The organism is Microcoleus sp. CAWBG58 (assembly GCF_020883045.1).
Classification (GTDB): Bacteria; Cyanobacteriota; Cyanobacteriia; order Cyanobacteriales; family Microcoleaceae; genus Microcoleus.
In genome coordinates this window covers 27,968-52,839 of the sequence record NZ_JAHRFA010000021.1, presented here as the reverse complement: position 1 = coordinate 52,839, position 24,872 = coordinate 27,968, and the positions used below count along the sequence as shown (strand labels likewise).

The following is a 24,872-nucleotide window of genomic DNA, read 5'->3' as shown; positions in this document are numbered from 1 at the left end:
CAGCAGAGTCGTTAGTAGTTACCTAATAATATCATATCCGGTGCATTACCTTGAAAAAATGGTTCGTAGTGAGGACTTTAGTCCGCAGCTTTTTGCGGACTGAAGTCCGCACTACGAACCTTACTTACCATTGCATCCCTCTACTTGGAGGAGGAAGAAAGCTCGAAATCTTGTTCCCTAAATTAGGTACGTTGTTGGGCTTCAGCCCTCTTTATATATATATGTTTAAAAAGGGCTAAAGCCCAACAACGTACCAACCACCCTGGTTATTAAGGGGCGTTAGGGAGGATTCGGAATATGTGCATCGTCTGTCTGGGCGCCCGCTTCGCCCACCGATTTATTTTTCTTGAGTGCTGATATTTTTGGTTCGCGCCAGGGCAAAATATAAACAACGACTTTTATAAACTCAAATCCCAAACTGCCATGCCTAAAAAAAATATTATCCCGATAGTGCTGCTGTTTGTAGCGCTGTTTACCCTTTACGGTGACAGTTTAACTTTTCTCCCCAAACCTGTAAGAGATACCAGCTTAGCAAGTAGAAAGTTCTTCGTCAGTTTGTGGCCGTCATGGGTAAAGCCGAAAGAGGTAAATAAGCAAAGAGAGAAAGATATTGATGACTTGCAAAAAAGCCCTAGTCGATAGTTTTGACAGTTGACAGTTGACAGTTGACAGTTGATAGTTGACAGTTGATAGTTGACAGTTGATAGTTGACAGTTGACAGAAATCCAATGGTAGTAGAAAAAACAAGGAATAACCAATTTACTGATTTTTTTTCTTTTCAGTAGTGTTCGGTTTATTTTTGGTGCTTGTCAGGTGCTCTGCTGTCAGATTCTGTATGTTGGGACTACTTTTGACAATTACGATTAGATTGGCGATTTTAGATCTTAGATAAAACGAAAAATCTAAAATCTAAAATCTAAAATCTAAAATCGATTATGCCTGCTTTTTCAACCAGCTAAACATAGCGCGCAAATCTTTACCAACTTCTTCAATCGGATGTTCTGCTTCCTGACGGCGCATCGAAGTAAAGCCCGGTTTGCCGGCTTGGTTTTCTAGAACAAATTCACGAGCAAATTGGCCGGATTGAATTTCGCTAAGAATTTTACGCATTTCGGCGCGGGTGTCATCGGTGACGATGCGGGGGCCGCGAGTTAAGTCGCCGTATTCTGCGGTATTGGAGATGCTGTCGCGCATTTTGGCGAGGCCTCCTTCTACTACTAAGTCAACGATAAGTTTAACTTCGTGCAAACATTCAAAATAAGCTAATTCCGGTTGATATCCAGCGTTAACTAAGGTTTCAAATCCAGCTTTAATTAAGGCGCTCAAACCGCCGCACAAAACTACTTGTTCGCCAAAAAGGTCGGTTTCTGTTTCTTCGCGGAAAGTGGTTTCGAGGATGCCGGCTCTGGTGCCGCCGATACCTTTAGCATAGGCCATTGCCCGATCGCGCGCTTGGCCCGAAGCATCCTGATATACTGCAAACAAACTCGGAACACCTTCGCCTTGTTCGTAAGTCCGGCGCACCAAGTGTCCGGGGCCTTTGGGCGCTACCATTACTACGTCTACGTCGGCTGGGGGGACAACTTGGCCGAAGTGAATGTTAAAACCGTGAGCAAATGCTAAAACATTTCCTGCTGAAAGGTTAGGTTCGATTTGTTCTTTGTAAATAGTTTTTTGAACTTCATCGGGCAATAAAATCATGATGAAGTCAGCGGCGGCGGCTGCTTTGTCTACCGGGTGAACAGTTAAACCTGCATCGGTTGCTTTGGCGGCAGATTTGCTACCGGGATACAAACCGACAATGACATTCATCCCGCTGTCTTTGAGGTTGAGCGCGTGGGCGTGCCCTTGGGAACCGTAGCCAATGATAGCAACCGTTTTCTTGGCTAAGAGGTCTAGGTTGGCGTCGGTGTCGTAATACATACGGGCCATGGTGCTTGTCTCCTGAGATGCAAATGGGTGAGTGACTGCAAAACTCTAATTTTATCAAAGTGGGGTGCTTTTTTTGCATAAATTTACCGATCGAGATTTGGGTGGGGAAAAATAAACGAATCTCGCCCTGAATTTAGGCGGGTTGGTCGGGGAGTTTGCGATCGTCAAATATAATTGTCAATAACCCACCGTGCTGTGAGAAAAACCTCACATCTTGCACCATTCTCTCTTAACAGGCTTTCCGGCCTGTTCCACAAGAAAATTCACTCTTTGTGGAACAGGCCGGAAAGCCTGTTCATAAAAGCTGATTGAGAATGCTACTACATCTCAGAAAACCCAAGTAACTTTTTCAAAATGAAAATAAAAGCAATACATCATGTGGCAATTATTTGCTCGGATTACGAAAAATCGAAGAAATTTTATGTAGAAGTCTTGGGATGTTCCACAATCAAAGAAACTTTCCGAACCGAGAGAAATTCTTACAAACTAGATTTGCAAGTCGGAAACGGCAGTGCAATGATTGAACTGTTCTCATTTCCCCATCCTCCCAAAAGAGTTAACAATCCTGAAGCTTGCGGCTTGAGACATTTAGCTTTTGCAGTTGAAGACATAAAAGCATCGGTTGCTTACTTAAAATCCCAACAAATAGAAGTAGAAGAAATTCGCTTTGACGAGATTACCGAAAAATGGTTTACCTTTTTTAGAGATCCAGACAACTTACCGTTAGAAATCTATGAGATTTAAGAATTAGCCAATTTTTTAAAGCCACCTCCGAGTCAATCGGTGTGCCATCCGCACCCGGAAACCTGAATCATTCATTCCCAATCTACAATCTAAAATAGTCTAATGGACAAACTCATCAGAAATACAATCACGATCGCATTACCTGCTTTAATGCTACTTATCGGCATAGTAGCTACAGGTAAAACAGGTGATGCAGCCGTCTGGTCTGGTTTGAGGAAAGTAGGCGGTTCCTTTGGGACGCTCAGCGGTTTAAGTGTGTTGGTAATTGCAGGATTTGTTGCCAATTATTTTAGTTATTTTGTGGTAGATAGCTTGCTGGTGAGATTTTTTCAAAAGCGGCGAGAGAAAGAAATTGGTGTGTTGAAGATTCATACTGTCCGCAATGTGGGTTCGGATCATTTGCCGTTAATTACAGATTTGGTACTTTGAAAGCTGGATTCGATGTTTTCTAACAAATTATCAATTAACTGGATCTGATACTGCTGCATATTTGTCTGTAGGGGTTCTTGGCTGTCTTGAAAACAGATAACTTTGGCGGCGATTTCCTTGTAGTGTTGCAGCATTAAAAAAGTATCGATACTGAAACCAATTAGATAGTTTTTAGCAGCTTCGTTGCAAATTTCTGTTACTTGATTTAGATAAGCTTCTGACGATTCAGGCGGCTTTTCATAGCCTGTTCTTTTCTTCAAAATATAGCTGGCACCGCCTATTACTGCTGCTCCCATGGGGCCGCCCAACAGCCAACCTAAGCCGGTGGCGATCGCGACTGGAGTCACTTCGCCCTCGATCGACTTTTTGGCTGCGGCGGTTGGTGGCGGTTCTGGCAGGGCGATTTGCGGGGATGGGGGAAACGAGATCAAAAGGGCGATCGGCTGTTCGCGATCGAAGAACTCGCAAGCTTTATTTACCCATTCTGCAATGGTTTCCCGCTGCTTGAGCACATCTTCCTCAAATTTTGTCTTCCACGCATCAAAACTTCCTTGCTGAAGCGACAGCGCCATTTCCGATTGATAGCGCCGCAAAAATGTGGGCTGGTAAAGCCAAATCTCGAAGTCGGAAACGCTGGCTTGAAAGCCTTGTGAAATCAGTTTTTCAGCTTTTTGTTTAATTTCAATTCGGTCTTTTTGCTTTTGTTGAGCGGCTGTTATTTCGGCGGCGACAGTTTCAGATTTCGCTCGCAAAGATTGACAAATCTTAGTAGCTATATTTTCAATTCTCGGCAACTTAACTGCTAGTTGTTCCTGTTGACTTGCGACAATACTTTGTAAAGCCGATTCAAACATGGCAATTCCGGTAGTTTGAGCCGCAGCCACATCTCCTTTGAGCCTCGCCCTCAAAGCGGGTAAAGCATCGACGCGGTAGATATTGCTGATGTTGTTCGGCAAGTTGGAGCGAAAACTTTCGGCAACAAACAACAATCGATTGTATACTTGTTTTTGGTCGTCTGGTTCGAGTAGATTGAGAAAATTGGCAACAAAGACGACAGTGTTAATTTGCCGATCGCTCAACCAGTCTCTCAGATGCTCCCGTTCCCCCAGAGTCATCAATTTGCGAGCGTCCAAAACCTGCACCACCAAATCAGCCGAAAGCAATTTATCCCGAACTAAGTTATCCTGTTCTTGGCGATCGTTAGTTCCGGGCAAATCCAGCAATTCCACACCCGTTTTCAGGAATGGGTGGGGACAGTAGACATTCACGGCTGCGACATCATCCCGCATCTGTCGGTTGTCGTCGAGGATGGCGTAGCGTTTCAACACGTCAGTCCCGGCTTCGCTGACTTCTGTGCCGTCTTTGAGGGTGATTTTTGCGTGCAATTCGTCGCCGTAGTTGACATAAATGGCAGCACCGGTAGTGGGCACAAGGTCGATCGGCAAAGCGCGATTTCCAAGCATTGCATTCAGCAAAGTTGACTTACCGTAATTAAACGGGCCAAAGACAGCGATTTGAAAAGTTGGTTTCGCGAGATAATCGCAAATTGAGTTTGTATCTCGGTAAAGTTGGGAGTTTTTATCTAATTCGAGGATGCCCAGTGCTGATTTGAGATAGTTAGTTAGATCTTGATAAGTTTCGGGTTGTTGCATATTTAAAATTATCTCATTCTTGGACTTATAAAAGGTTCGTAGTAAGGACTTCAGTCCTCTTCCAAATTCTAGGTACGTAGTTGCGCTTCAGCGCTCTTTCTTATATATAACTAAAGAGCGCTAAAGCGCAACAACATACCTTAGCCTCCAACTTTTCCAAATGTAGGTACGTAGTTGCGCTTCAGCGCTCTTGTCTATATAAACAAAGAGCGCTTAAGCGCAACAACATACCTTAGCCTCCAACTTTTCCAAATCTTAGGTACGTAGTTGCGCTTCAGCGCTCTTGTCTATATAAACAAAGAGCGCTGAAGCGCAACTACGTACCTTAGAGCTTCATTTAGCGGATGCTAAGAAACCTTGATAGACTGATTCTATACTCTGTGCCTCGGCAGAAACATCAGCCTCCAACTTTTCCAAACGCTCCGATTCAGCCTGACAATTAATCTCGCGAGATTGCTTTTGTTCCAGCAAATTATCTAACTCAGCTTTCCGAGACTTAATATCATCATTCATGCGATCGCCCACTTCGCGCCCGTAAACATCAAAACACTCTTTCACAGCATCGTGAATCGGCTGCCACTGCTCCTGAGCCACCTGCGGCAGATACTTCACCAACTCTTTTTTAGCTGCTTTCACTAACTGTTTGTGAGCTCCATCTGCTTGCAAAACCCCAATACCCATCCCCAGCAAAGCCAAGTACAGCGGCCCCAAAACAATCCCCGTAAAACTCGCAAAAATCGTACTGACGCCCAATACAGTAATTAAATTGAGCAGGATATTTTTCCAGTCGAAACCAGCTCCTGCCATTGCTACGCCCGCCAGGTTTCCTGTCGTTAATGAAAACAATCCCATCGCCCATTTTGCCCAAGCTGGCGAGTTATCTTCGTTTGAGTTGCTGACTGCTGCGGGGATTTTTTGCCCGGTCAGTTTTTCGGTAATTTTTTCAGTCACTTTTGTGTAAGATGCTCCGTAATTTGCCGCACTTTGCGACAACTGCGAAAATGCTGAATTCATCTCTTGTTCAGCCGTGAGAGTCCAAGCTGCTAGTTTGTCGTTGATGTACTGCTCGAAGGCTCGTCTGAGCGATGCTTCAAAGGCTTCTCGCTTGTCTTGGCTGAAGAAATCCAGAAATCTCAGCTCGGGTTGATACCGCAAAAAGTCTGTTTCAAAGGTATTTTCTAAGTTGAGAACGTAGGTGCGGAAAGAATCTGCGATCGCCCGCGATTTACTATCTCTAACTCGGATAATTTCTTGTTGAAATTCATCGCGAATCTGACTCAGTTTATTAAACTCCGGCTCAACTGAATTAATCTTGTCCTTCAACTCATTGACATCCCCTTCAAGCAATGGTAAACGGCGCCCGACAGATTCACGAACGCGAGCAGAAATTTGACGCGCCAAAGTCCTCGCCGGACGCAATTCCGAAATCGCTCTTTCCTGGGTCAAAAATGTATTTAGTGACGCCATAAACTCAGGAAAACCAGTTCCTGCTAAATTTGCATCCGGGTTTTTTACCCGCAACCTGAGTGCCTTAATTGAGGTAATTGGAAACACCCGCTCGTCATAAATGTCGTGTCCTTCTGTCAAACAATATTCAGCCAAATTAGCTTTGAAAACCCGCCCCAATTTCTGTTCTGCTTCTGCCATTTCTTCAGGATCGTCTGGGTCAATCAAACTTTCCCGCACTTGATCCCAAGCATTGATCAGAAAGAAAATGCTTAATCCACGACCTTTGATATAATTTTCTAGATAACGTCTTTCACCCATTGTACAAGGCTGAGTCGCCCGGAGTACAAACAAAATTGCGTGACAGTTGTTGATGTAACCGAGAGATAATTCGTTGCGGGATTCTGTATCGTTGAGGCCGGGACTGTCTACTATTTCTATGCCTTTTTCTAGCAAAGGTAAGGGATATTCTACTACGGCGCAGTCGATATCGGGAAATGCTGGTTTCTGCTCGGATTCTAGGCGTTTTGCTTCGGCGGGGTCGATTGTGTAGTCTTGTTTGAAACTTTTAAAATCGAGCTGTTTGGGGCTTTTGCCGTCGTTGAAATAAACGGTGACATTTTTTTCGGGGCCGTAGCGCAAAATTGTCAGCAAAGCCGTACAGGGATTGACATCGCTGGGAAGCAAGTTTTCTCCGATTAAGGCATTGAGAAAAGTGCTTTTGCCGCGTTTCATGTCGCCTAATACGAGCAGCCGAAATACTCCTTGGCGCAAGTTTTTGCTGGCGAGATTGATGTCGGCGCTGTCTGTTTCTAAACCGAGTTTTCCTGATGCTTCGATTCCCGCTAATTCCGATCGCTCTATGGCTGTGACGATGTTGCTCAGGCGATCGGCAATTTCTCGGCGCACGGCGGATACTCGCTCTAAATCGTTGAGAAAGCTGCTAGTTTCTACTTTGAGGTTCATGGTTGTTTTATGATTGTTTACTGCTGGATATTTCAAAACAAAGTCATTTCATGATGGTGTTCGTGCAAAAGTTATTTGATTCGCTATTTCTTGCGAAAAAATGTGCAGTACAGACCTGAAATGACTACAATAGCCTGTTAGTTAATTCTTGGGATTCTTATCTTGAAAAAGTATTTTGTAACCAATGAAAGCAATTGCTCCCACCATCACCGCAGTTCCCAGCCAAGATGCTATGCGAAGCGCAACCAGCGCCACAATTGCCAGGCCTGTAAATTGACTGATTGCTATGATTTTTCGACGCCATAGTTCGAGTTTGCTTTTTTGAGTATTGTTGTCTTCTTTCTCGTACTTTCTTGTTATATTTTCTGGCACCGATCGTTCAATTTCTGCTTCTAGTTCCCTGAGTCGAAGTTCTTGTTCTCGCTTCCGCAGTTGTTGTTCTTTATGTCGGAGTTCTCTGGCTTTTTCATCTGGATTATTCATAAAACTATTCGGTAAGTGAGAAACTCAGAGTCTTTAGACCTGAGAGGGAAACAACCCGAGCGGTTTCAACCGCCTTGAATCTTTCTTGCCATTACCGCCTTGGAGTTGCTTGGTTTGGTGTACTTTTGTAATGCACTTTCAACGGGACAGTTACCGTTTCAAACCTTGCAACCCTGTACGCATAATGTTTGCTCTTGTGGAGCCTCCCTTGCGGGGTAATGTTCGCCTCGCCAATGTTATAAGGGCTTGTTGGGCTAGCAGCACTGTTTCAGTGACCTTAAAACTGTTTAACCACTAGCGACAGAGCAGGAGACTGGCGTCGCATCCACAGGGTGTCGTGACCCAAATAACGTAGTCAGTGAAGACTTAGGCTGGTCAGAATGGCTTACTTGATTTCTCTTGCAAGCCCAATCTCTTTAGAGTTGGGTTCCTGACAGGTTTGACCTTTTTTATGTGGAAATATGTGTTGTTTGTTGTCAATATTGCACGACAATAAGTTATCTACGACTGTAACTCATATTGTCAGCCGTGTCGAGAAATATTAAGAAATATTAAAAAGGGCGATTCCAGCAGACGATCGCTGCGCTTGACGCCCTTTTTGGCGATCGCCCAAATGCACTGCTGCGAAATCAATATCCTTCGGGGCCGATGGTAGTGCGATCGCACTCAGCGTCGGATAAATCCACTAAGCGCGATCGAAATAAGTTGCAGCCAGCTAATTGAGCTTTGGTTAACTTTGCTTTCTCCAAATTAGTCCGGCTCAAATCAGCATATCTCAAATCGGCATTGCTCAAATCTGCATTGTACAAATCTGCACCTTGTAAATTGGCTTTATACAAATTTGCTCCTTGCAAATTGGCGTGGCGCAAATTTGCTCTAGATAAATTAGCTCCTGACAAATTAGCTTCCGACAAATTTGCCTGATAAAGTTGAATGTCGCCCAATTCAGCATCTTGTAACTGTGTTTTGTAAAGATTGGCTTGAGTCAGATTTCCGTAGGGCAAATAAGCTCGCGTCAGCACGCTACCAGAAAGGTTTATTTCTGGCAAATCTGCTTGAAACAAGTTATCTCCACTTAAGTCAACGGCGTTAAAGTTTCGCTGGCCTTCAGAATACTGAGCGAGCAATTCCTCAGCGCTTAGCTTTTGCATTTTCATCCCTTAATGACGACAGCTTTTGCAGCCAATTCATAACGATAATTGATGCTTATTATTTTGCGTATTTATACCTAGGCATCTTCTTATGTTAAGCTTGTGTAACAACGATCGTATTTTTTCTAAGATTTTTTTTATATTTGTAAATTTCTGGGTTGCTCGACCATGCTTCCCGTTAGTAATGTCAAGATCGATAAACAAACCAAAGCTGATCCTCTACTGAAATATGCCAGAACTTCCTCCCTCCATTGCACAGCACTACCACGAACGGACGAAATACGATCCTCAAACCATTGCTGCCAAAAGCAGACAGCTAGATTGGACAGAGCAACCAGTTCCGTTCAAAGAATATAAAATTGGCGCGTATTTTGACCTGAAGCCTTATCTAAAAGACCCCTCAGACGATCCAAATTCCCCGGATGATGCCAGTTGGTGGCATCGGTTGTCCAGTTTGTTGCTGTGCAGCTACGGGCTGACGGCGAAGGTGCAGACGGTAGATGACAGCTACCTGTATTTGCGATCGGCACCATCGGCGGGCGGGCTCTACCCAGCAGAGGTTTATTTAATCTCGCGGGGTACACCGCAGTTGCCGGCGGGACTCTACAACTATCAGTGCAGAACTCATTCGCTGGTTCATTTTTGGGACAGCGAAATTTGGCCGGCCCTGCAAGTGGCTTGTTTCGGATCGCCAGTGTTAGAAAATACCCAATTGGCGATCGCCGTTACCACTGTTTTCTTCCGTTCTTCTTGGCGTTACGCAGACAGAGCTTATCGGCGAATCTTTCTCGACACCGGTCATTTATTGAGCAATATCGAGTTAGCTTGCGCCATCAACGATTACCGACCTCACCTGATTGGAGGATTCGCAGACGAAGCTGTCAATCAATTACTGTATATCGACTCGCAGCAAGAAGGAGCGATCTGTTTAATTGGTTTAGCTGACTTGCTAGACATCGACCAAAATTTGCCAAAGTTTAAAACGGCTTTGGCAGGAAAAACGACGATAGATTACCCGCAAATTTCCGAAGGTAAAATTTTAGAATACCTCCATAAAGCGACACAGTTAGAATCAGATCCCACTGGAGTAGATGGCTGGAAACTGGATGAAAGTGAAGGAGATTTAGAAGACAAATATAACTTTCCATTTTGCACTAAAGTTTCGACTGTCACACCTTCGATTCCTTGGGGAGTGAATCAAGAAACTTTAGAAAATACGATGCTGAAGAGGCGTTCTACCCGTGCTTATACAGGTGCTTCTTTGAGCTTGGGCGAACTGCTAGCGTTGCTTGATTTTACTTATCAGTCGCAGCACTATATAGACCAAGGATTAGACGGTTATCCAGACTATTTCGATCTGAGTTTGATTCAGACTTTTATTGCGGTTTCGGGAGTGCATGGGTTAGAAGAAGGTTGTTATTATTACGCTCCGAAAGCTCAAGAATTGCGGCAAATTCGGTTCAAGAATTTCCGCAGGGAGTTGCACTATTTGTGTTTGGGGCAAGATTTGGGCAGAGATGCGGCAGCCCTGTTGTTTCACACGGCGGATTTGAATAGGGCTGTTGCCAAATATGGCGATCGCGCTTACCGATATTTGCACATGGATGCGGGTCATTTGGGCCAGCGGTTGAATTTAGCAGCGATTCAACTGCGTTTGGGTGTCAGCGGTATTGCGGGCTTTTTTGACGATCTCGTGAATGACGTTCTCGGTATTCCTACGAGTGAGGCTGTGCTTTATATCACAACTCTGGGAAGACCGCGATCGTGAGGATGAGTGCGATCGTTCTAGCAGACATCATATGACTTAAATGAAATTTACCCAAATCGGGCGAGAAACCGGGTTTTTAGGAAGTTTTATGTTGAGTAACGAGAAGTTTAGAAAAGACCTCTTGCAAAAATCGGAAAACACCCTGAAATTATCTGCGTTTATCCGTGTTTATCTGTCTGACATCTGCGGTTGAAGGATCGATCAAAGACTTATGCAAGAGGTCTAAAGAAAGCCAGTTTCTGAAGTCTCGGCCACTCAGTAGACTTTTAGAGATTACTCATGGGAGGCGAGAAACCGGGTTTCTACGAAACTAAGAAGGGCTGAAGCCCAACAACATACCTCATCTTTCTGAGCAGCGTTATAAATCAATTAAAATTACTATTTTCCTATGCAAAACTTGCTAAATATTCTATCGAGAACTGATTCCGTCACTTCTTCCCCCGTAACTTCCCCCAATGCTTGAATTGCGCCGCGCAAATCTATTGTCCAAAAATCTAAAGGCAATTTATTGTTAATAGTATCCGTGCATTCTTCCAGCGAAATTTTAGCTCTAGTTAAAGCTGCTGCTTGCCGCTGGTTGATTGCTAAATCTGAGTTTTCTGCTTGCAAATTTCCGCCACTGACAGCATCTAAGATGGCTGTTTCTAATTCTTCTATACCTCGATCTAAGGCGGCGGCAGCGGTGACAACGGGGTGAATTTCAGAGGTGAAAGGTAATTCTGGGATTGTTTTTACTAGGTCGATTTTGTTGATGATTATAATGAGCTGGCGGTGTTTTACTTGTTCGTAAATTTCCCGATCGCCTGCTGTCCAACCAGATTCTGCGTCAATTGTCAACAAGACTAAATCGGCTTGTTTGGCTGCGGCGCGCGATCGCTCTACACCGATTTTTTCTACCCGATCCTCGGTTTCCCGAATGCCCGCTGTATCGAGCACCTGCACCGGAATCCCGCCCACAACTAGCTGCGACTCTACCACATCCCGCGTCGTTCCGGGCAAATCTGTGACGATCGCCCGATCGCTCTTACTCCACGAATTCAACAAACTCGACTTTCCCACATTCGGGCGTCCGACAATCGCCACTTTCAAACCGGTTCTCAACAATTCACCGCGATCTGCCGTCGCCAAAATCCTTGACAATTCGTTCAAAATCCGATTGATTTCCAAACAAGTTTTAGCTTCATCTAAGGGCGGCAAATCTTCCTCAAAATCAATTCTCGCCTCAATTTCTGCCAACACATCCAAACAAGTTGCTCTTAATTTGCGAATCGGCTGGGCTAATTTTCCCTGCAAACCAGCTAAAGCACTTTGCGCGGCTGCGGGCGATTTGGCTCCCACCAAATCAGCAATGCTTTCAGCTTGAGTTAAATCTAACCTACCATTCAAAAAAGCCCTGAGCGAAAACTCTCCCGGCTGCGCTAATCTAGCTCCATTTTCTAAACACAACTGCAACACTTGCTGCACCGCGATAATCCCACCGTGACAGTGAAACTCCACCACATCTTCGCGGGTGAAAGAACGTGGCGCTTTCATGATTAACAACAAAGCTTCATCGACTAATTCTTGAGTTTTGGGACGGCGGATGTGCCCGTAAAGAATGCGGTGAGATTCCCAAATTTGCCGTCCTGGAGCGCGAAACAGGGTTTCGGCAATTTTTAAGGCTGCGGCACCGGAAACTCTTACAATGCCGACGCTGCCTTGTTGGGGAACGATCGCAGTGGCAATTGCTGCGATCGTTCCTCCTTTTGTTAGTGATTCAGACATTTTTACGATTCACAGCCTCAAAAGTTATATATATAGCCTTTCTCACTAAGATGAAGTACGCATAGGGCATAGGCCAAACCGGGCATAGGGCATAGGGCATAGGCATCGCACGCATATAGCGGTTCTCAGAAAGATTCGCGGACGTTGTTGGGCTTTAGCCCTCTTTGTCTGGGAGGTTATGTAAGCTGTCAGTCATACCTCATCTTTTTGAGAAAGGCTATACCTCACTTTTTTGAGAAAGGCTATATCTCATCTCATTAGACAGGATAAACAATTTCAGAGAGGTTTTTCCAAGATCTTAAAACAGGGTGGCCGCCGCGCTTGAGTGCGATCGCCAATCCGTTAGCGAACCCCTCCATCTGGAGCGCCCAGAAAGTCCCATTCAGTCGATTTTAGATTGTAGATTTAAGATTTTAGATTGACTTGCGGCGCAGTGAATCTACAGATTGAACAAAAGTCGGAAATTTTGAGCAGCGGGCGACGAGTGTCCGAAAGCAAGTATCCGTTTTTGGGAGCATCTCAGTTTTGTATTTTTTGTATTTATAGTGCTGTCGGGAGCTCGCGTATTGTACAATACGCGAGCGGGGACGCTTGCGCTCAAAGAAAAAATGCTTTTTACAAAAATGAGATGCTCCTTCCGTTTTTGGGCGCGAGTGACGACGCGATCGAACTTAAAAAATTAGTCCGCCAAATCTTTTTGCTATCCTGGTTTCATGCGATAATCGAACATTAACAGGGTAGAGGGCAGAGCATGATTGGTCAACTTCTCGACAGACGTTACCGCATCATTAAAGTCACAGACTCAAGTGAAGTGGGAAAAACTTATATAGCAGCAGATACTCACCGTCCCGGTTATCCGCAATGCACGGTTAGAGAAATGCGGCTCCTCGGCACAAATTCGCAAACTCCAGAATTAGTCAAAATTATATTTCAAAGAAATGCAGAAATAATAGAAAAATTGGGCAAACACGACAAAATTCCCGAATTATTGGCGTATTTTGAGGAAAACCAAAGTTTATACTTAATAGAAGAATTTATTGCCGGTCAACCTTTAAGCCAAGAACTAATACCTGGTGAACCTTGGGCACAAGACCAAGTAATTGCTTTGCTATCATGCATATTAGAAGTTTTGGTGTTTATACACTCCAACGGTTTCATCCACCGCCGAATTCAACCAGACAGAACAATTCGACGCGAGTCAGACGGCAAATTTGTGTTGGTTGACTTTAGCTTAGACAAAGAAATTAACCCGGAGCTCGTTAATTCTCATTTGTTGGCGCCAACATCCCCAAACTCTGTTAAAAAGCCTTTGGGAAAAAAACCGGAGTTGGCTGCTGAAACATTATATGTGCCGATCGAGCAATCGCAAGGCAACCCCCGTTACAATAGCGACATCTACGCTCTAGGTACGATCGCCCAGCTTGCGGTAACGGGACTATCGCCCGAGCAACTGAGTGGCTTAAAAAACCAAGGCAAAATTTCCTGGCGCGATCGGGCGACTTGTTCGGCGGCTCTAGCAGATATTATCGATCGAATGGTGCGCTCCGACTGCGAGGAACGCTATCACGAAGCCACCGAAGTTTTGGCAGACCTCCAACAAATCACGGTAAAATCCGAGTCTGGGCGATCGCCAGCCACCATCATCACCCACGCGATCGGTCAATTGCAGCCGAGGCAGCGCCCAAGCAGACTGTTGCTGTTTGCTGTTATCGCCGCAGCTTCGATCTTGACAGCACTGATAATTTACTTTTGGCACAGTCAAAGTCCGGCGAGGGCCAAAGAATTGTTCGCCCGCGGTGTTGTGAAGGCGCAGCAAGGTGACAAAACAGGCGCGATCGCCGATTATACCCAAGCGATCGCCCTCAATTCCAGCGATGCCGAAACTTTCTACAAGCGGGCTAACGTTCGCTACGACATGGGCGCCACCGAGCAAGCAATTGCCGATTACACCCAAGCACTTAAAGTCAATCCCAGCCACACCAAAGCCATCTACAATCGAGCTCTGGCCCGCCGCGACACCGGCGACAAGCGGGGGGCTGTGGAAGATTTTACCCAAGTATTGCGGCTCAATCCTAACAACGGTGACATATATTATCAGCGGGGTTTAGCCTATTACGATTTGGCCGACTACCGCGCGGCAATTGAAGACTACACCCAAGCAATTCGGCTCAATCCCAACGATGCTACAGCATACAGCAATCGGGGTTTAGCTCGATCGGCCGACGGCGACAAAACCGGAGCAATGGCGGATTTTACCCAAGCGATTCAAATTAGCCCCAAGGAAGCTGGGGTTTACTACAGTCGCGGTCGATCGCGCTTTAATCTAGCAGATTATCAAGGAGCGATGGAAGATTACAGTAGGGCGATCGAATTGGAACCAAACCAAGTTGATGCTTATACCAATCGGTGCAGCGCTTACTTAAATTTAGCAACCTACGACAAAGCGATTGAAGATTGCAGCCGAGCAATTCGCCTCGATCCCAAAGATGAAGCAGCTTACAACAACCGCTGCATTGCTCATCTGAATTTAAAGCAATTTCAAAAGGCCAGCGAAGATTGCAGTTTGACGATCGGACTCAACAGCAACAATCCCAAAGCATACAGCAATCGAGGATTAGCTCGCGAGGCTTCGGGAGACAAGCAGGGGGCTGTCGAAGATTTCACTCAAGCAATTAAGCTCAACCCCAGCGATGCCGTAGCTTACAGCAATCGCGGTACTATTTACTCAGATCTCAAAAATTACCCTTTAGCGGTTGAGGATTTCGCTCAGTCGCTACGGCTCAACCCCAACAATGCTAGCGCTTTTTACAGCCGAGGTCTCGTCCGCCGCCAACTCAAAGATCGGGCTGGGGCGATCGAGGATTTTCAGAAAGCTGCAACACTGTTTCTAGAACAAGGAAGAGCCGATGGTTTTCAAAACGCACAAGCACAGATCAAAGATTCTAAATAAACTATTAGTCATTAGTCATTAGTCATTAGTCATTGGTTATTGGTTATTGGTTATTGGTTATTAGTCATTAGTCATTAGTCATTAGTCATTAGTCATTAGTCATTAGTCATTAGTGCTGTCCCCGCTCGCGAACGTTATCAGTCATTAGTAATCAGTCATTAGTCAGTAGTGCTGTCCCCGCTCGCGAACGTTATCAGTCATTAGTAATCAGTCATTAGTCAGTAGTGCGAGCGTCCCAGCTCGCGAACGTTATCAGTCAACCGTCAACCGTCAACCGTCAACCGTCAACCGTCAACCGTTATCAGTCAACCGTCAACCGTCAACCGTCAACCGTCAACCGTCAACTGCCAACTGCCAACTGCCAACTGCCAACTGCCAACTGTGATTAGCAAAAATGAAAAATCAAGAACAAAAAAGGAAACAGGCAAAATCACCAATTACGAAATACCCATTACCAACTCCCCCTTCCCAGTTACCAATTCGCAATTACCAATTACCAATTACCAATTACCACTTCTCAAATTCCGATATGAACATGGTTGGTCAACTTTTAGACAGGCGTTATCGCGTAGTCCAAATCCTCAGCTCGGGAGCCTTCGGACAAACTTATTTAGCAGTCGATACTCGCCGCCCCGGTCACCCTCAATGTGTAGTCAAACAACTGCGCCCTCCCAGCAACACTTCCACAGTTCTAAAAACAGCTTACCGATTATTTAAACAAGAAGCAGAAATATTAGAAAAACTGGGAAAACACGATCAAATTCCATTTTTACTCGCTTATTTTGAAGAAGGCAATCAATTCTACCTCGTAGAAGAATTTGTACCCGGTCACGCCCTCAATCGGGAAATTGTGGCCGGTCAACCTTGGCGGGAAGAAAGAGTGCTGGATCTGTTGGAAGAAGTGTTAAAAGTTCTCGCCTTCGTACACTCTCAGGGAGTGATTCACCGCGATGTTAACCCGTCCAACTTAATCCGCCGCAAACCAGACGGCAAATTAGTTTTAATTGACTTCGGCTCGGTTAAAGAAGTTGCCAATCACGTCAGCGAGTACGATACAGAATTTCCGCGCACAATTGCGACGGGAACTCCGGCTTATATGCCGATCGAACAATTTCAAGGCAACCCGCAATTTAGCAGCGACCTCTATGCCGTCGGGATGATGGCGATCCAAGCTATCACTGGTTTGCCCGGTACGGATTTGCCAAAATTGCAAGATCCGAGTCCTTCTCACACTGGGGAAATTGTTTGGCGAAACCGAACTCAATGTTCTCCGGCACTGGCAAATATAATTGACAAAATGGTCTGCCACCAATTTAGCAAACGCTATCCATCGGCTGAGGAAGTTTTGGCCGCTCTCAGCAAGCTGAAACACCGCCAAGAGCCTGGAAATACGGCTCAAAATAAAAATATTTCTCCGTCGAGCTTACTGTCTTCCAATACTTTTTCTTCAGGTTTGGGAAGTCGGTTTTGGTGGCTGATATTCGCTGGCTGCGGGGCGATTGCTATGGTATTTCTGTTTAATTATTGCAGCCGCCCGAATCCGATCAAAGCCAAGGAATATTACGAAAAGGGAGTAGCAAAGTCTCGCAATCAAGATGCGGCAGCAGCTTTGCAGGCTTTTGACAAATCAATCCAATTAAATCCTAACAATGGTGAGAGTTTTTATCAGCGGGGTAATGCTAATTATGATTTAAAAAAATATCAAGAAGCAATTGCCGATTATTCTCAGACGATCGCTCTCAATCCTCAATATTTTAAGGCTTATTTTAACCGGGGGCTGGCCCGTCGCGATTTCAACGACAAGCGCGGAGCGATTGAGGATTACACTCAGGTTTTGAAGCTCCAGCCCAACGATGTTGATGCTTACTATGAAAGAGGAGTGACTTATTTAGAAATGCAAGATTACAAGACGGCAATTGGGGATTTAAGCGAAGTAATTCGGTTGCAGCCGAACTTGGTTAAAGCTTATCATTCACGGGGGTTGGCTCGGGCTGGGAGCAGCGATTTGCAGGGGGCGATTGGAGATTATACTGAGGCAATTAAGCTCGATGCTCAGAATGTGGATGCTTTCTACAGTCGGGGGAGAGCGCGCTTTCACCTAGGAGATTATCAGGGAGCATTGGCGGATTACAGTCAGGTAATTGCGATCGATCCCAAGAGTGGAGATGCTTACGCGAATCGTTGCAGCACGCAGTTGAATTTGGGAGCTCATCAAGCGGCAATTGACGATTGCACTCAGGCAATTTCGCTAAGCGAAGAAGATGGGGTTCCCTATAACAATCGCTGTATTGCTTATTTAAATTTGAAGGATTACCCGAAAGCAATTGCCGATTGCACTCAAGCGACAATACTAAATCCCAAGGATTATAATGCTTTCAGCAATCGCGGTTTAGCTCGCAGTGCCGGGGGGGATACACAGGGGGCGATCGCAGATTTTACCGCAGCAATCGGGCTCAATCCCAACGATGCTGAAGCTTACGCCAATCGGGCCAAGGTTTACCAGCAGTTAAATAATTCCAATAGTGCGATCGGCGATTACGTGCAAGCCATTCGGATCAATCCGAATTATGCTGGTGCTTACTACGGTAGAGGCATGGTACGCCGCTCCTTAGGAGACAAAGCAGGAGCAATTAGCGACTTAGAAAAAGCGGGCAAAATCTTTCTCGATCAAGGACTTACCGGCGGTTACAAAGACGCACAATTTGAGATTGACAAACTCAAATAATTATTAGGTACGTAGTTGCGCTTCAGCGCTCTTTCTTATATATGCAAATAGCGCTTTTATCGCAATAACATATTTTGTGAAGACTTTAGTCGGCTCTTTCTTGTATATATCCAAAAGAGCGCTAAAGCGCAACTACGTACCTTGTGAAGATTTTAATCCGCTCTTTCATAGATATATGCAAAGAGCGCTTTCATCGCAACAACGTACCTTACTAACCTTCTGGATTTTGAATTCGCTCAACCAAATCATAAAAAGGTTGCCAATTATCCTCAAGAGCGATCGGTTCCCAAACAGCCTCAATCGTCGGCCTCAAAAGCGATTGTTCCGGATTGTGCTTCCGCAACCTATCCGCCATCTTATCCATATCATCCGCCGACAAACCTTGCAAAACGTGAAAATAAAACTCCCGCCAAGGTGCTAACAACTCCGCGGGTTCCGCCTCGCTAAAGATTTGATTGACATCATCTCGCCAAGTGCGATCGAACTGTCTTCGCAATTGAAAAAAGAAATCATGATAATCAACTTGAGACTCCGCCAGCATCTTAATTGTCAGCTTCAAAAGCTCATCACCATCAGCCTCAGACAAATCCTCAAATCCCAACCTATTGAGCATCAACTGTCGGTAAGTAGCATTATAATACCCACCAAACTTAGCCAAAGCAGCATCCATATCAACTTGAGGAATCGCCGCAGCTAGCGGTTGCTGAAGCTTCTCCAAATTCCCGTGACAAATAAACGGTTGATTGCCGTAAGCATAAAGACCATAATAGTCAAAATAAGCTGCTGTAAACTTCGGATTATAAGTCGGAATAAACGCAAAAGGCCCGTAATCAAAACTTTCACCAGTAATCGACATATTATCAGTATTCAGCACCGCATGACAAAAACCTGCCGCCATCCACTGAGCGACCAATTCTGCTACACGCTTAACTAAATCCGCATAAAAAAGTGCATATTTTTCTTCCGGTGAAATAGCAGAATTGCTAGCTTCTAGATGAAGTTCAGGATAATAATATTCAATGACAAAATCTAAAAGTTTTTTAATTAAGTCCGGGCGACGGATATAATTTAGCCTTTCAAAAGTGCCAAAGCGGATGTGAGAGTGGCTAAAACGCACCATCACGGACGATCGCGTCGGAGAAGGTTCATCGCCCCGCCACAAACCCTCGCCCGTTTCAACTAAACTAAAACAGCGAGACGTGCGAACTCCCAATCGGTGCAAAGCTTCAGCCGCCAAAACTTCGCGAACTCCCCCCTTGAGAGTGAGTCTACCATCAGCGCTGCGCGAGTAGGGAGTGCGGCCGGAACCTTTAGTGCCGAAGTCGTAAAGTCTACCATCAGTGCCGCGAACTTGGCCGTACAAAAAGCCTCTACCGTCGCCTAAATTAGGGTTGTATTCGTTGAATTGATAGCCGTGGTAGCGGAGTGCGAGAAAGGGACGCACGCAGTGAAATTTGCCGAATGCTTGAATGAAATCTTCGTCCGTTACTTGTGCGGGATCTAAGCCCAATGTCGGCAATAGTCGATCGTTTCGGAAACGGAGGATGTGCTGCGGAAAATCTGCCGCCGGGACTTCATCAAAGTAGTCGCCACCGAGGGATTCGAGGGCGGGTTCGTAGTTGAGGGAAAGCAAGGGATTTGACATTTGTCTATTTTATATTAAAATGTTCAAATTGGCAATTATTGTAGGGTGCGTCAGTTGTAAAAATTGGAAGGAGAGACAGAGAATCTGCGACTGACGCACCCTACGGTTAGTTATTGCAGGGTGCGTCAGGACTGATTTTTTTGACAAGAGACAGATTATTTTCGCCTGACGCACCCTACAGTTGCTCTACCTTGTATTTAAATAGGAACGAGAGTAGGCTCTAAAGTTGCAACTAATTTCAGATTGTACTCATCCTCAAAACACGGTTTTTTATAATCTAAACTCCACAGTTCCAAAGCGCAATCATCTCCGGGATTGAGCGGTTGCAGCCGCAAGTGAAATTCTCGAACTTCCGGGCGGTGTTCGCATTTGAAATCAGTAATTGCCCCAATCTGCCGCCTATCCAAAGCCACAGCCAACCGCAGAAATGGATGCAATTTACTAACGACTTCTCGGTATTTTTTCGGGAGAATGACAAAATTTTCGTGTTTCTTTTTCGGCGGGTTTTTCCGGTGATAGCGAGCTATATTGGCAATTACTTCAATCTCAGTTTCAGTGTATCCCAATAATTCACCATTGCGAATTAAATAGTAAGAATGTTTGTGGTGCGCCGAATGGCTGACGTACAAACCGCTGTTGTGCAGAATCGATGCCGCCCACAGCAACTCGCGTTCTTCACTTCCCCAATTGTGCAGGATTCCTTGGGTTTGGTCGAACAAATTTAGGGCAAATTCTGCGATTCTTTGACTTTGTTGTAAGTTAACTTGATATTTTTGGGCCATGTGCAGAACACTGCGCTGGCGGATTGAGCCTTGATAGCGCAAGCGGTTTTCAATCAAACCCCGACTTAGCATCCAGTCAACAATGACGCCTTCTCTTAAAGATCGATCGCACACCGTGAGCGATTCCATGCCTAATAACGCCATCGCTTCCTGCAAAATCAACGCCCCGGCGAGAATAATTTCCGCCCGCTTGTCCGACATTCCGGGAATAGCCAGCCTTTCGGAGTAGGAAAGTTTGCGGAAACGATTGACTAGCTCGCGCAAATCTTTTAAACTTAGCTGATATCCAGCCAGCGGACTGGGAACGGTTCCCAATTTTTCGCGAGCGTTAATTGCAGCCAAAGTTTCGATGGTTCCAGCAGTGCCGATCAAGCGCAGATCTTCGCCTATCTTGAATTGCGATCGCAATTCGTCGATCGGTCTTTCCAGCGAAATCCGAATATAAGCTTGCAAATAGGAAAACTCCTCCCGGCTAATCGGGTCAGTTTTGACAAATTCTCCTGTTAAACGCACAGCACCAATTTTGGTACTCGTGAGACAGCGCGGTTCAGAACTATCTCCTAAAATTAACTCCGTAGAACCGCCACCAATATCAATAATCACCTGCGATTGATTGTTAAATTCCATACCCGAAAGTACGCCGAGATAAATTCTCCGGGCTTCTTCTTGTCCGGAAATTAAGCTCACATTCAAGTCTAATTCGTCAGCAACTTGTTTGAGAAAATCCCGCCCATTAGGCGCTTCTCGAACCGCACTGGTAGCCACAGCTATAACTTGTTCTGCATTAAAAGTTTTAGCAATACCTTGAAAACGGCGCAAAGTTGCGATCGCCCTTTGCATAACCTCTGACTTCAAACACCCTGTTTTAGCCTCGCAATCGCCCAACCGAACCGTATCTTTTTCTCTAGCAATAATCGCAAACGCAGGCAATTTCGGATCGATCCGCGCCACCACCATGTGAAACGAGTTAGTACCCATATCAATAGCGGCAATAATGCGATTTGACTCCGCAGCAGCAAGTGAATTAACCATTGGAGTGTATCGGGGTTGACAGATATTTATAATTATTTCACGAATCCAGTGAGGCGCGATATTAAATCAACAAAAATCGGTAATTAGGGCATCGGGCATCGGGCATCGGGCATGGGGCAAAGAGGGCATCGGGACATACATCACTTTTTTGAGAACCGCTATAGTAGGTGATTTTGCCTAAAATTTGATAGCATTTAATATTAAAAATCTAAAACCTAAAATTAAAATGCTTACCGAGCCCGATCGCCAAACCGAATCCACATTACTAACCGTCGTGAAGCTTTTGAGGTGGGACAAGCCAGCAGGGCGGCTAATTTTAATGCTTCCAGCCCTGTGGGCCGTCTTTTTAGCAGCAGAGGGAAAGCCGCCCGCAGCATTGGTAGGTGTGATAGTGTTGGGCACCTTAGCAACAAGTGCGGCGGGATGCGTGATCAACGACTTGTGGGATCGCGATATCGATCCTGAAGTAGAAAGAACGCGATCGCGCCCCCTAGCATCCCGCGCCCTAACAGTGCAAACTGGAATAGGAGTTGCCTTAATCTCCTTTGCTTGCGCCGCGATTCTCGCATTTTATCTCAATCCTTTAAGTTTCTGGCTGTGCGTTGGCGCCGTACCAGTAATTATCTGCTACCCGCTAGCAAAAAGATTTTTCCCAGTGCCGCAATTAGTGTTATCAATTGCCTGGGGATTTGCAGTTTTAATTAGTTGGAGTGCCGCCGTTAATAAATTAGAATTAGCAACTTGGTTGCTGTGGGGCGCGGTAGTGTTGTGGACGATGGGATTTGATACAGTTTACGCAATGAGCGACAAAGAAGATGACTTGCGTGTGGGCGTCAATTCCAGCGCTATCTTTTTCGGGGATAACGTAACTAATGCTGTGGGTTTTTTCTTTGTTGGTACTGTAGGTTTATTAGCAGCAATGGGAATTAATCTGCACTTGCACGTCGGTTTTTGGATAGCAATTTGTGTGGCGGCAATTTTGTGGTTTTTGCAGTACAGTCAACTGCGAAAAGCCGATATTCCCAAGCCTGTTTACGGTGAAATCTTTCGCCAAAATGTTTGGGTGGGATTTGTGATATTGGCGGGGATGATTGTTGGGGAGATTTTTTGATTTATTGTTGGGCTTTTTCCGCACGTAATTTGTGTGAAACTCAAATGATTGAAGCTTGACAGAAGAGATTCACATCGATTTAAGCCATGAGGGCGGGCACGCACCATCCACCGCCCCTACAAAACGATGATTTACCTGAGAATGAAACAGCCCTACGTACATCCCGGGGGAACGAGCGATCGCTTCTTCCTCCTTTTTTACGCTTCAGCTACGTAAATATACTTACCTACTAAGCCAATTGGCCTAGACTCTTTAGACATATTGCTGATGTGGTGGCTTCTAATAACGAATATTATTCTTGTGAAGTAAGCAAAACTTAACTACATACATAAGTATGAAAAACTAGGCCACTGTGTGGTGGCTCTAGAAATTTGAGCGGTATAAATTTTATATTGCAAAAATAAAATTGCTCCTGTGCCATGTTCTACGGGCGATCGCACACCCTGTGTAAAGTTTTGCAACTAAATGTCAAGACTCCGGGGCAGTGCTCATAGATACATAGCGACCGAAAGTGAAGCGAGTTTAACGACTTTCTAAACTTTTGCTCGTTGAGTTGAATTTGCGTGCATTTGTAAACGCGAGACAAAAGTAACCACCACCCAGAAAAAAAGGAAAAAATACGATATCATGGCTACAAATTTTAACCCCAATCGTGTAATAGTCAAACTGAAGCCCACCGCGAATTCAAGTGAAATTACCAGCTTGCAGGCAGAAATCGGAGTGACCAACGTCGCCAAAGCTTCACAACTTGGGATTGACATTTGGCAGATTCCTTCAGGAAAGGTTGAACAAACAATATCCGCTTATAAGAACGATCCTCGCATTGAATACATAGAGCCGGATTATATTATCACCCTTGAAGATATCCAAAAAACCAGTCCTGCTCAAGAAAAATTAGCAACAATTACACCCCAAGCCACAACTCCCAATGACCCAGGCTATTCCCAATTATGGGGACTAAACAACACAGGTCAAAGTGGGGGAACAGCCGATGCAGACATCGACGCCCCGGAAGCCTGGGATATTCAAAAAGGAAACCCCAACTTAGTTATCGGCGTTATTGATACGGGAGTTGATTACAACCACCCCGATTTAGTGGGCAATATCTGGACAAATCCAGGGGAAATCGCCGGAGATGGCATCGATAACGACAATAACGGATATATAGATGACACTCGCGGCTGGGACTTTGCCTATAACGACAATAACCCGATGGATGTGCAGGGACACGGTACCCATGTTTCGGGAACCATTGCCGGAAAAGGCAACAACAGTGTTGGTGTGACCGGCGTTGCTTGGAATGCCAAGATTATGCCACTTAAGTTTTTAAATGATAGTGGTTCCGGCTATCTATCTGATGCGATTTTGGCAATTAACTATGCAACGGCGAAGGGAGTAAAACTTACGAATAATTCTTGGGGAGGCGGGGGCTACACTCAAGCCCTATCCGATGCCATCAATACTGCCGGACAACAGGGAGCTTTATTTATTGCAGCAGCAGGTAATGATTATGGAAATAACAATGATGCAGCTCCTGTTTATCCTGCCAGCTACAACCTATCTAATATTATCTCTGTTGCCTCAACCACCCGCACCGATGGAATCTCCATTTTCTCCAACTATGGAGCCACCAGTGTTGATTTAGGAGCACCCGGTTCTGATATCTATAGCGCCTGGCCTAACTCTACCTACAATACTATCTCTGGGACATCAATGGCATCTCCCCATGTCACCGGGGCGGCGGCGTTGCTATGGTCTCAAAATCCCACTTGGACAGCACAGCAAGTTAAAGACAAGCTGCTGCAAACAACCGATCCTATTTCCGCTTTGAGTGGTAAGACTGTTTCAGGAGGTCGGTTAAACGTTAATAATGCTTTGAGTAGCAACCCAAGTTCAGGCTCTTTTACTGAAGATACCAGTATTTCCTTTCCTGGTGTTAGCAACGGTTCCGTGGCCTGGGCAGACTACAGCGGAGACGGCAAACAGGATTTCCTGTTGACTGGTTACTCAAATTCAGGCTACATCTCTAAACTGTACAAAAACACGGGCAGTGGTTTTACCGAAGATACCAGTATTTCCCTTCCTGGTGTTTACGGCAGTTCCGTGGCCTGGGCAGACTACAGCGGAGACGGCAAACAGGATTTTCTGTTGACTGGTTACTCAAATTCAGGCTACATCTCTAAACTGTACAAAAACACGGGCAGTGGTTTTACTGAAGATACCAGTATTTCCCTTCCTGGTGTTTACTACGGTTCCGTCGGCTGGGCAGACTACAGCGGAGACGGCAAACAG

17 protein-coding genes are annotated in these 24,872 nt (G+C 45.3%); 8 read left to right on the top strand and 9 right to left on the bottom strand.

Going from position 1 to position 24,872, the window contains the following annotated elements:
- Positions 1 to 479 precede the first annotated feature (479 nt).
- Entirely contained in the window at positions 480 to 758 is a 279-nt protein-coding gene (locus QZ918_RS11860; RefSeq protein WP_293335055.1) for a hypothetical protein, read from the bottom strand.
- 175 nt (positions 759 to 933) lie between these two features.
- Complete coding sequence (ilvC, locus tag QZ918_RS11855; RefSeq protein WP_293147470.1) at positions 934 to 1,932, bottom strand: ketol-acid reductoisomerase; 999 nt, start codon at positions 1,930 to 1,932, stop codon at positions 934 to 936.
- A 354-nt stretch (positions 1,933 to 2,286) separates the two neighbouring features.
- Here ilvC and gloA2 point away from each other — a divergent pair, with 354 nt between their 5' ends.
- Both gloA2 and QZ918_RS11845 read left to right on the top strand, forming a co-directional pair.
- Entirely contained in the window at positions 2,287 to 2,676 is a 390-nt protein-coding gene (gene gloA2, locus QZ918_RS11850; protein WP_293335052.1) for an SMU1112c/YaeR family gloxylase I-like metalloprotein, read from the top strand.
- Between the two features lie 102 nt (positions 2,677 to 2,778).
- Complete coding sequence (locus QZ918_RS11845; protein ID WP_293335049.1) at positions 2,779 to 3,105, top strand: hypothetical protein; 327 nt, start codon at positions 2,779 to 2,781, stop codon at positions 3,103 to 3,105.
- On the opposite strand, the gene QZ918_RS11840 is transcribed toward QZ918_RS11845, so the two are convergent.
- From QZ918_RS11840 to QZ918_RS11825, 4 genes are all read right to left on the bottom strand, one after another.
- Positions 3,072 to 4,757 (bottom strand): dynamin family protein, encoded by a 1,686-nt coding sequence (locus QZ918_RS11840; RefSeq protein ID WP_293335046.1) that lies wholly within the window; start codon positions 4,755 to 4,757, stop codon positions 3,072 to 3,074. The two genes, QZ918_RS11845 and QZ918_RS11840, sit on opposite strands and share 34 nt — an antisense overlap.
- Positions 4,758 to 5,090: 333 nt before the next feature.
- A complete protein-coding gene (locus tag QZ918_RS11835; RefSeq protein ID WP_293335043.1) occupies positions 5,091 to 7,169 on the bottom strand; it encodes a dynamin family protein in 2,079 nt (692 codons plus the stop codon).
- Positions 7,170 to 7,310: 141 nt separating this feature from the next.
- Entirely contained in the window at positions 7,311 to 7,652 is a 342-nt protein-coding gene (locus tag QZ918_RS11830; RefSeq protein ID WP_293335040.1) for a hypothetical protein, read from the bottom strand.
- A 629-nt stretch (positions 7,653 to 8,281) separates the two neighbouring features.
- On the bottom strand, positions 8,282 to 8,803 hold the full coding sequence (locus QZ918_RS11825; RefSeq protein WP_293147458.1) for a pentapeptide repeat-containing protein: 522 nt from the start codon (positions 8,801 to 8,803) through the stop codon (positions 8,282 to 8,284).
- Between the two features lie 229 nt (positions 8,804 to 9,032).
- Between QZ918_RS11825 and QZ918_RS11820 the strand changes: the two genes are divergently transcribed.
- Entirely contained in the window at positions 9,033 to 10,571 is a 1,539-nt protein-coding gene (locus QZ918_RS11820; RefSeq protein WP_293335037.1) for a SagB/ThcOx family dehydrogenase, read from the top strand.
- A gap of 378 nt (positions 10,572 to 10,949) precedes the next feature.
- On the opposite strand, the gene mnmE is transcribed toward QZ918_RS11820, so the two are convergent.
- Entirely contained in the window at positions 10,950 to 12,335 is a 1,386-nt protein-coding gene (gene mnmE, locus QZ918_RS11815; protein WP_293335034.1) for a tRNA uridine-5-carboxymethylaminomethyl(34) synthesis GTPase MnmE, read from the bottom strand.
- Positions 12,336 to 13,086: 751 nt separating this feature from the next.
- Between mnmE and QZ918_RS11810 the strand changes: the two genes are divergently transcribed.
- The 3 genes from QZ918_RS11810 (at position 13,087) to QZ918_RS11800 (ending at position 18,010) form a co-directional block, all read left to right on the top strand.
- Positions 13,087 to 15,285: a tetratricopeptide repeat protein gene (locus tag QZ918_RS11810; RefSeq protein ID WP_293335031.1), complete on the top strand. Its 2,199-nt coding sequence runs from the start codon at positions 13,087 to 13,089 to the stop codon at positions 15,283 to 15,285.
- Between the two features lie 224 nt (positions 15,286 to 15,509).
- Positions 15,510 to 15,674, top strand: coding sequence for a hypothetical protein (locus QZ918_RS11805; RefSeq protein WP_293335028.1), 165 nt, complete (start codon positions 15,510 to 15,512; stop codon positions 15,672 to 15,674).
- Between the two features lie 146 nt (positions 15,675 to 15,820).
- Positions 15,821 to 18,010 (top strand): tetratricopeptide repeat protein, encoded by a 2,190-nt coding sequence (locus tag QZ918_RS11800; protein ID WP_527250400.1) that lies wholly within the window; start codon positions 15,821 to 15,823, stop codon positions 18,008 to 18,010.
- A 211-nt stretch (positions 18,011 to 18,221) separates the two neighbouring features.
- Here QZ918_RS11800 and QZ918_RS11795 read toward each other — a convergent pair whose 3' ends face one another.
- Both QZ918_RS11795 and QZ918_RS11790 read right to left on the bottom strand, forming a co-directional pair.
- A complete protein-coding gene (locus tag QZ918_RS11795) occupies positions 18,222 to 19,655 on the bottom strand; it encodes a protein adenylyltransferase SelO (protein WP_293335022.1) in 1,434 nt (477 codons plus the stop codon).
- A gap of 197 nt (positions 19,656 to 19,852) precedes the next feature.
- Positions 19,853 to 21,469: a Ppx/GppA phosphatase family protein gene (locus QZ918_RS11790; RefSeq protein ID WP_293335019.1), complete on the bottom strand. Its 1,617-nt coding sequence runs from the start codon at positions 21,467 to 21,469 to the stop codon at positions 19,853 to 19,855.
- A gap of 226 nt (positions 21,470 to 21,695) precedes the next feature.
- Between QZ918_RS11790 and QZ918_RS11785 the strand changes: the two genes are divergently transcribed.
- Positions 21,696 to 22,580, top strand: coding sequence for a 4-hydroxybenzoate solanesyltransferase (locus QZ918_RS11785; RefSeq protein WP_293335016.1), 885 nt, complete (start codon positions 21,696 to 21,698; stop codon positions 22,578 to 22,580).
- 627 nt (positions 22,581 to 23,207) lie between these two features.
- On the top strand, positions 23,208 to 24,872 hold a 1,665-nt coding region (locus QZ918_RS11780; RefSeq protein WP_293335012.1), incomplete at its 3' end, for a S8 family serine peptidase.

Bases quoted from the DNA above. Each gene is read 5' to 3' on its own strand.
- QZ918_RS11825 (WP_293147458.1), bottom strand. From the start codon at position 8,803: ATGCAAAAGCTAAGCGCTGAGGAATTGCTCGCTCAGTATTCTGAAGGC.
- QZ918_RS11845 (WP_293335049.1), top strand. From the start codon at position 2,779: ATGGACAAACTCATCAGAAATACAATCACGATCGCATTACCTGCTTTA.
- QZ918_RS11800 (WP_527250400.1), top strand. From the start codon at position 15,821: ATGGTTGGTCAACTTTTAGACAGGCGTTATCGCGTAGTCCAAATCCTC.
- QZ918_RS11810 (WP_293335031.1), top strand. From the start codon at position 13,087: ATGATTGGTCAACTTCTCGACAGACGTTACCGCATCATTAAAGTCACA.
- QZ918_RS11835 (WP_293335043.1), bottom strand. From the start codon at position 7,169: ATGAACCTCAAAGTAGAAACTAGCAGCTTTCTCAACGATTTAGAGCGA.
- QZ918_RS11840 (WP_293335046.1), bottom strand. From the start codon at position 4,757: ATGCAACAACCCGAAACTTATCAAGATCTAACTAACTATCTCAAATCA.
- QZ918_RS11795 (WP_293335022.1), bottom strand. From the start codon at position 19,655: ATGTCAAATCCCTTGCTTTCCCTCAACTACGAACCCGCCCTCGAATCC.
- ilvC (WP_293147470.1), bottom strand. From the start codon at position 1,932: ATGGCCCGTATGTATTACGACACCGACGCCAACCTAGACCTCTTAGCC.
- QZ918_RS11830 (WP_293335040.1), bottom strand. From the start codon at position 7,652: ATGAATAATCCAGATGAAAAAGCCAGAGAACTCCGACATAAAGAACAA.
- mnmE (WP_293335034.1), bottom strand. From the start codon at position 12,335: ATGTCTGAATCACTAACAAAAGGAGGAACGATCGCAGCAATTGCCACT.
- QZ918_RS11820 (WP_293335037.1), top strand. From the start codon at position 9,033: ATGCCAGAACTTCCTCCCTCCATTGCACAGCACTACCACGAACGGACG.
- QZ918_RS11785 (WP_293335016.1), top strand. From the start codon at position 21,696: ATGCTTACCGAGCCCGATCGCCAAACCGAATCCACATTACTAACCGTC.
- gloA2 (WP_293335052.1), top strand. From the start codon at position 2,287: ATGAAAATAAAAGCAATACATCATGTGGCAATTATTTGCTCGGATTAC.
- QZ918_RS11790 (WP_293335019.1), bottom strand. From the start codon at position 21,469: ATGGTTAATTCACTTGCTGCTGCGGAGTCAAATCGCATTATTGCCGCT.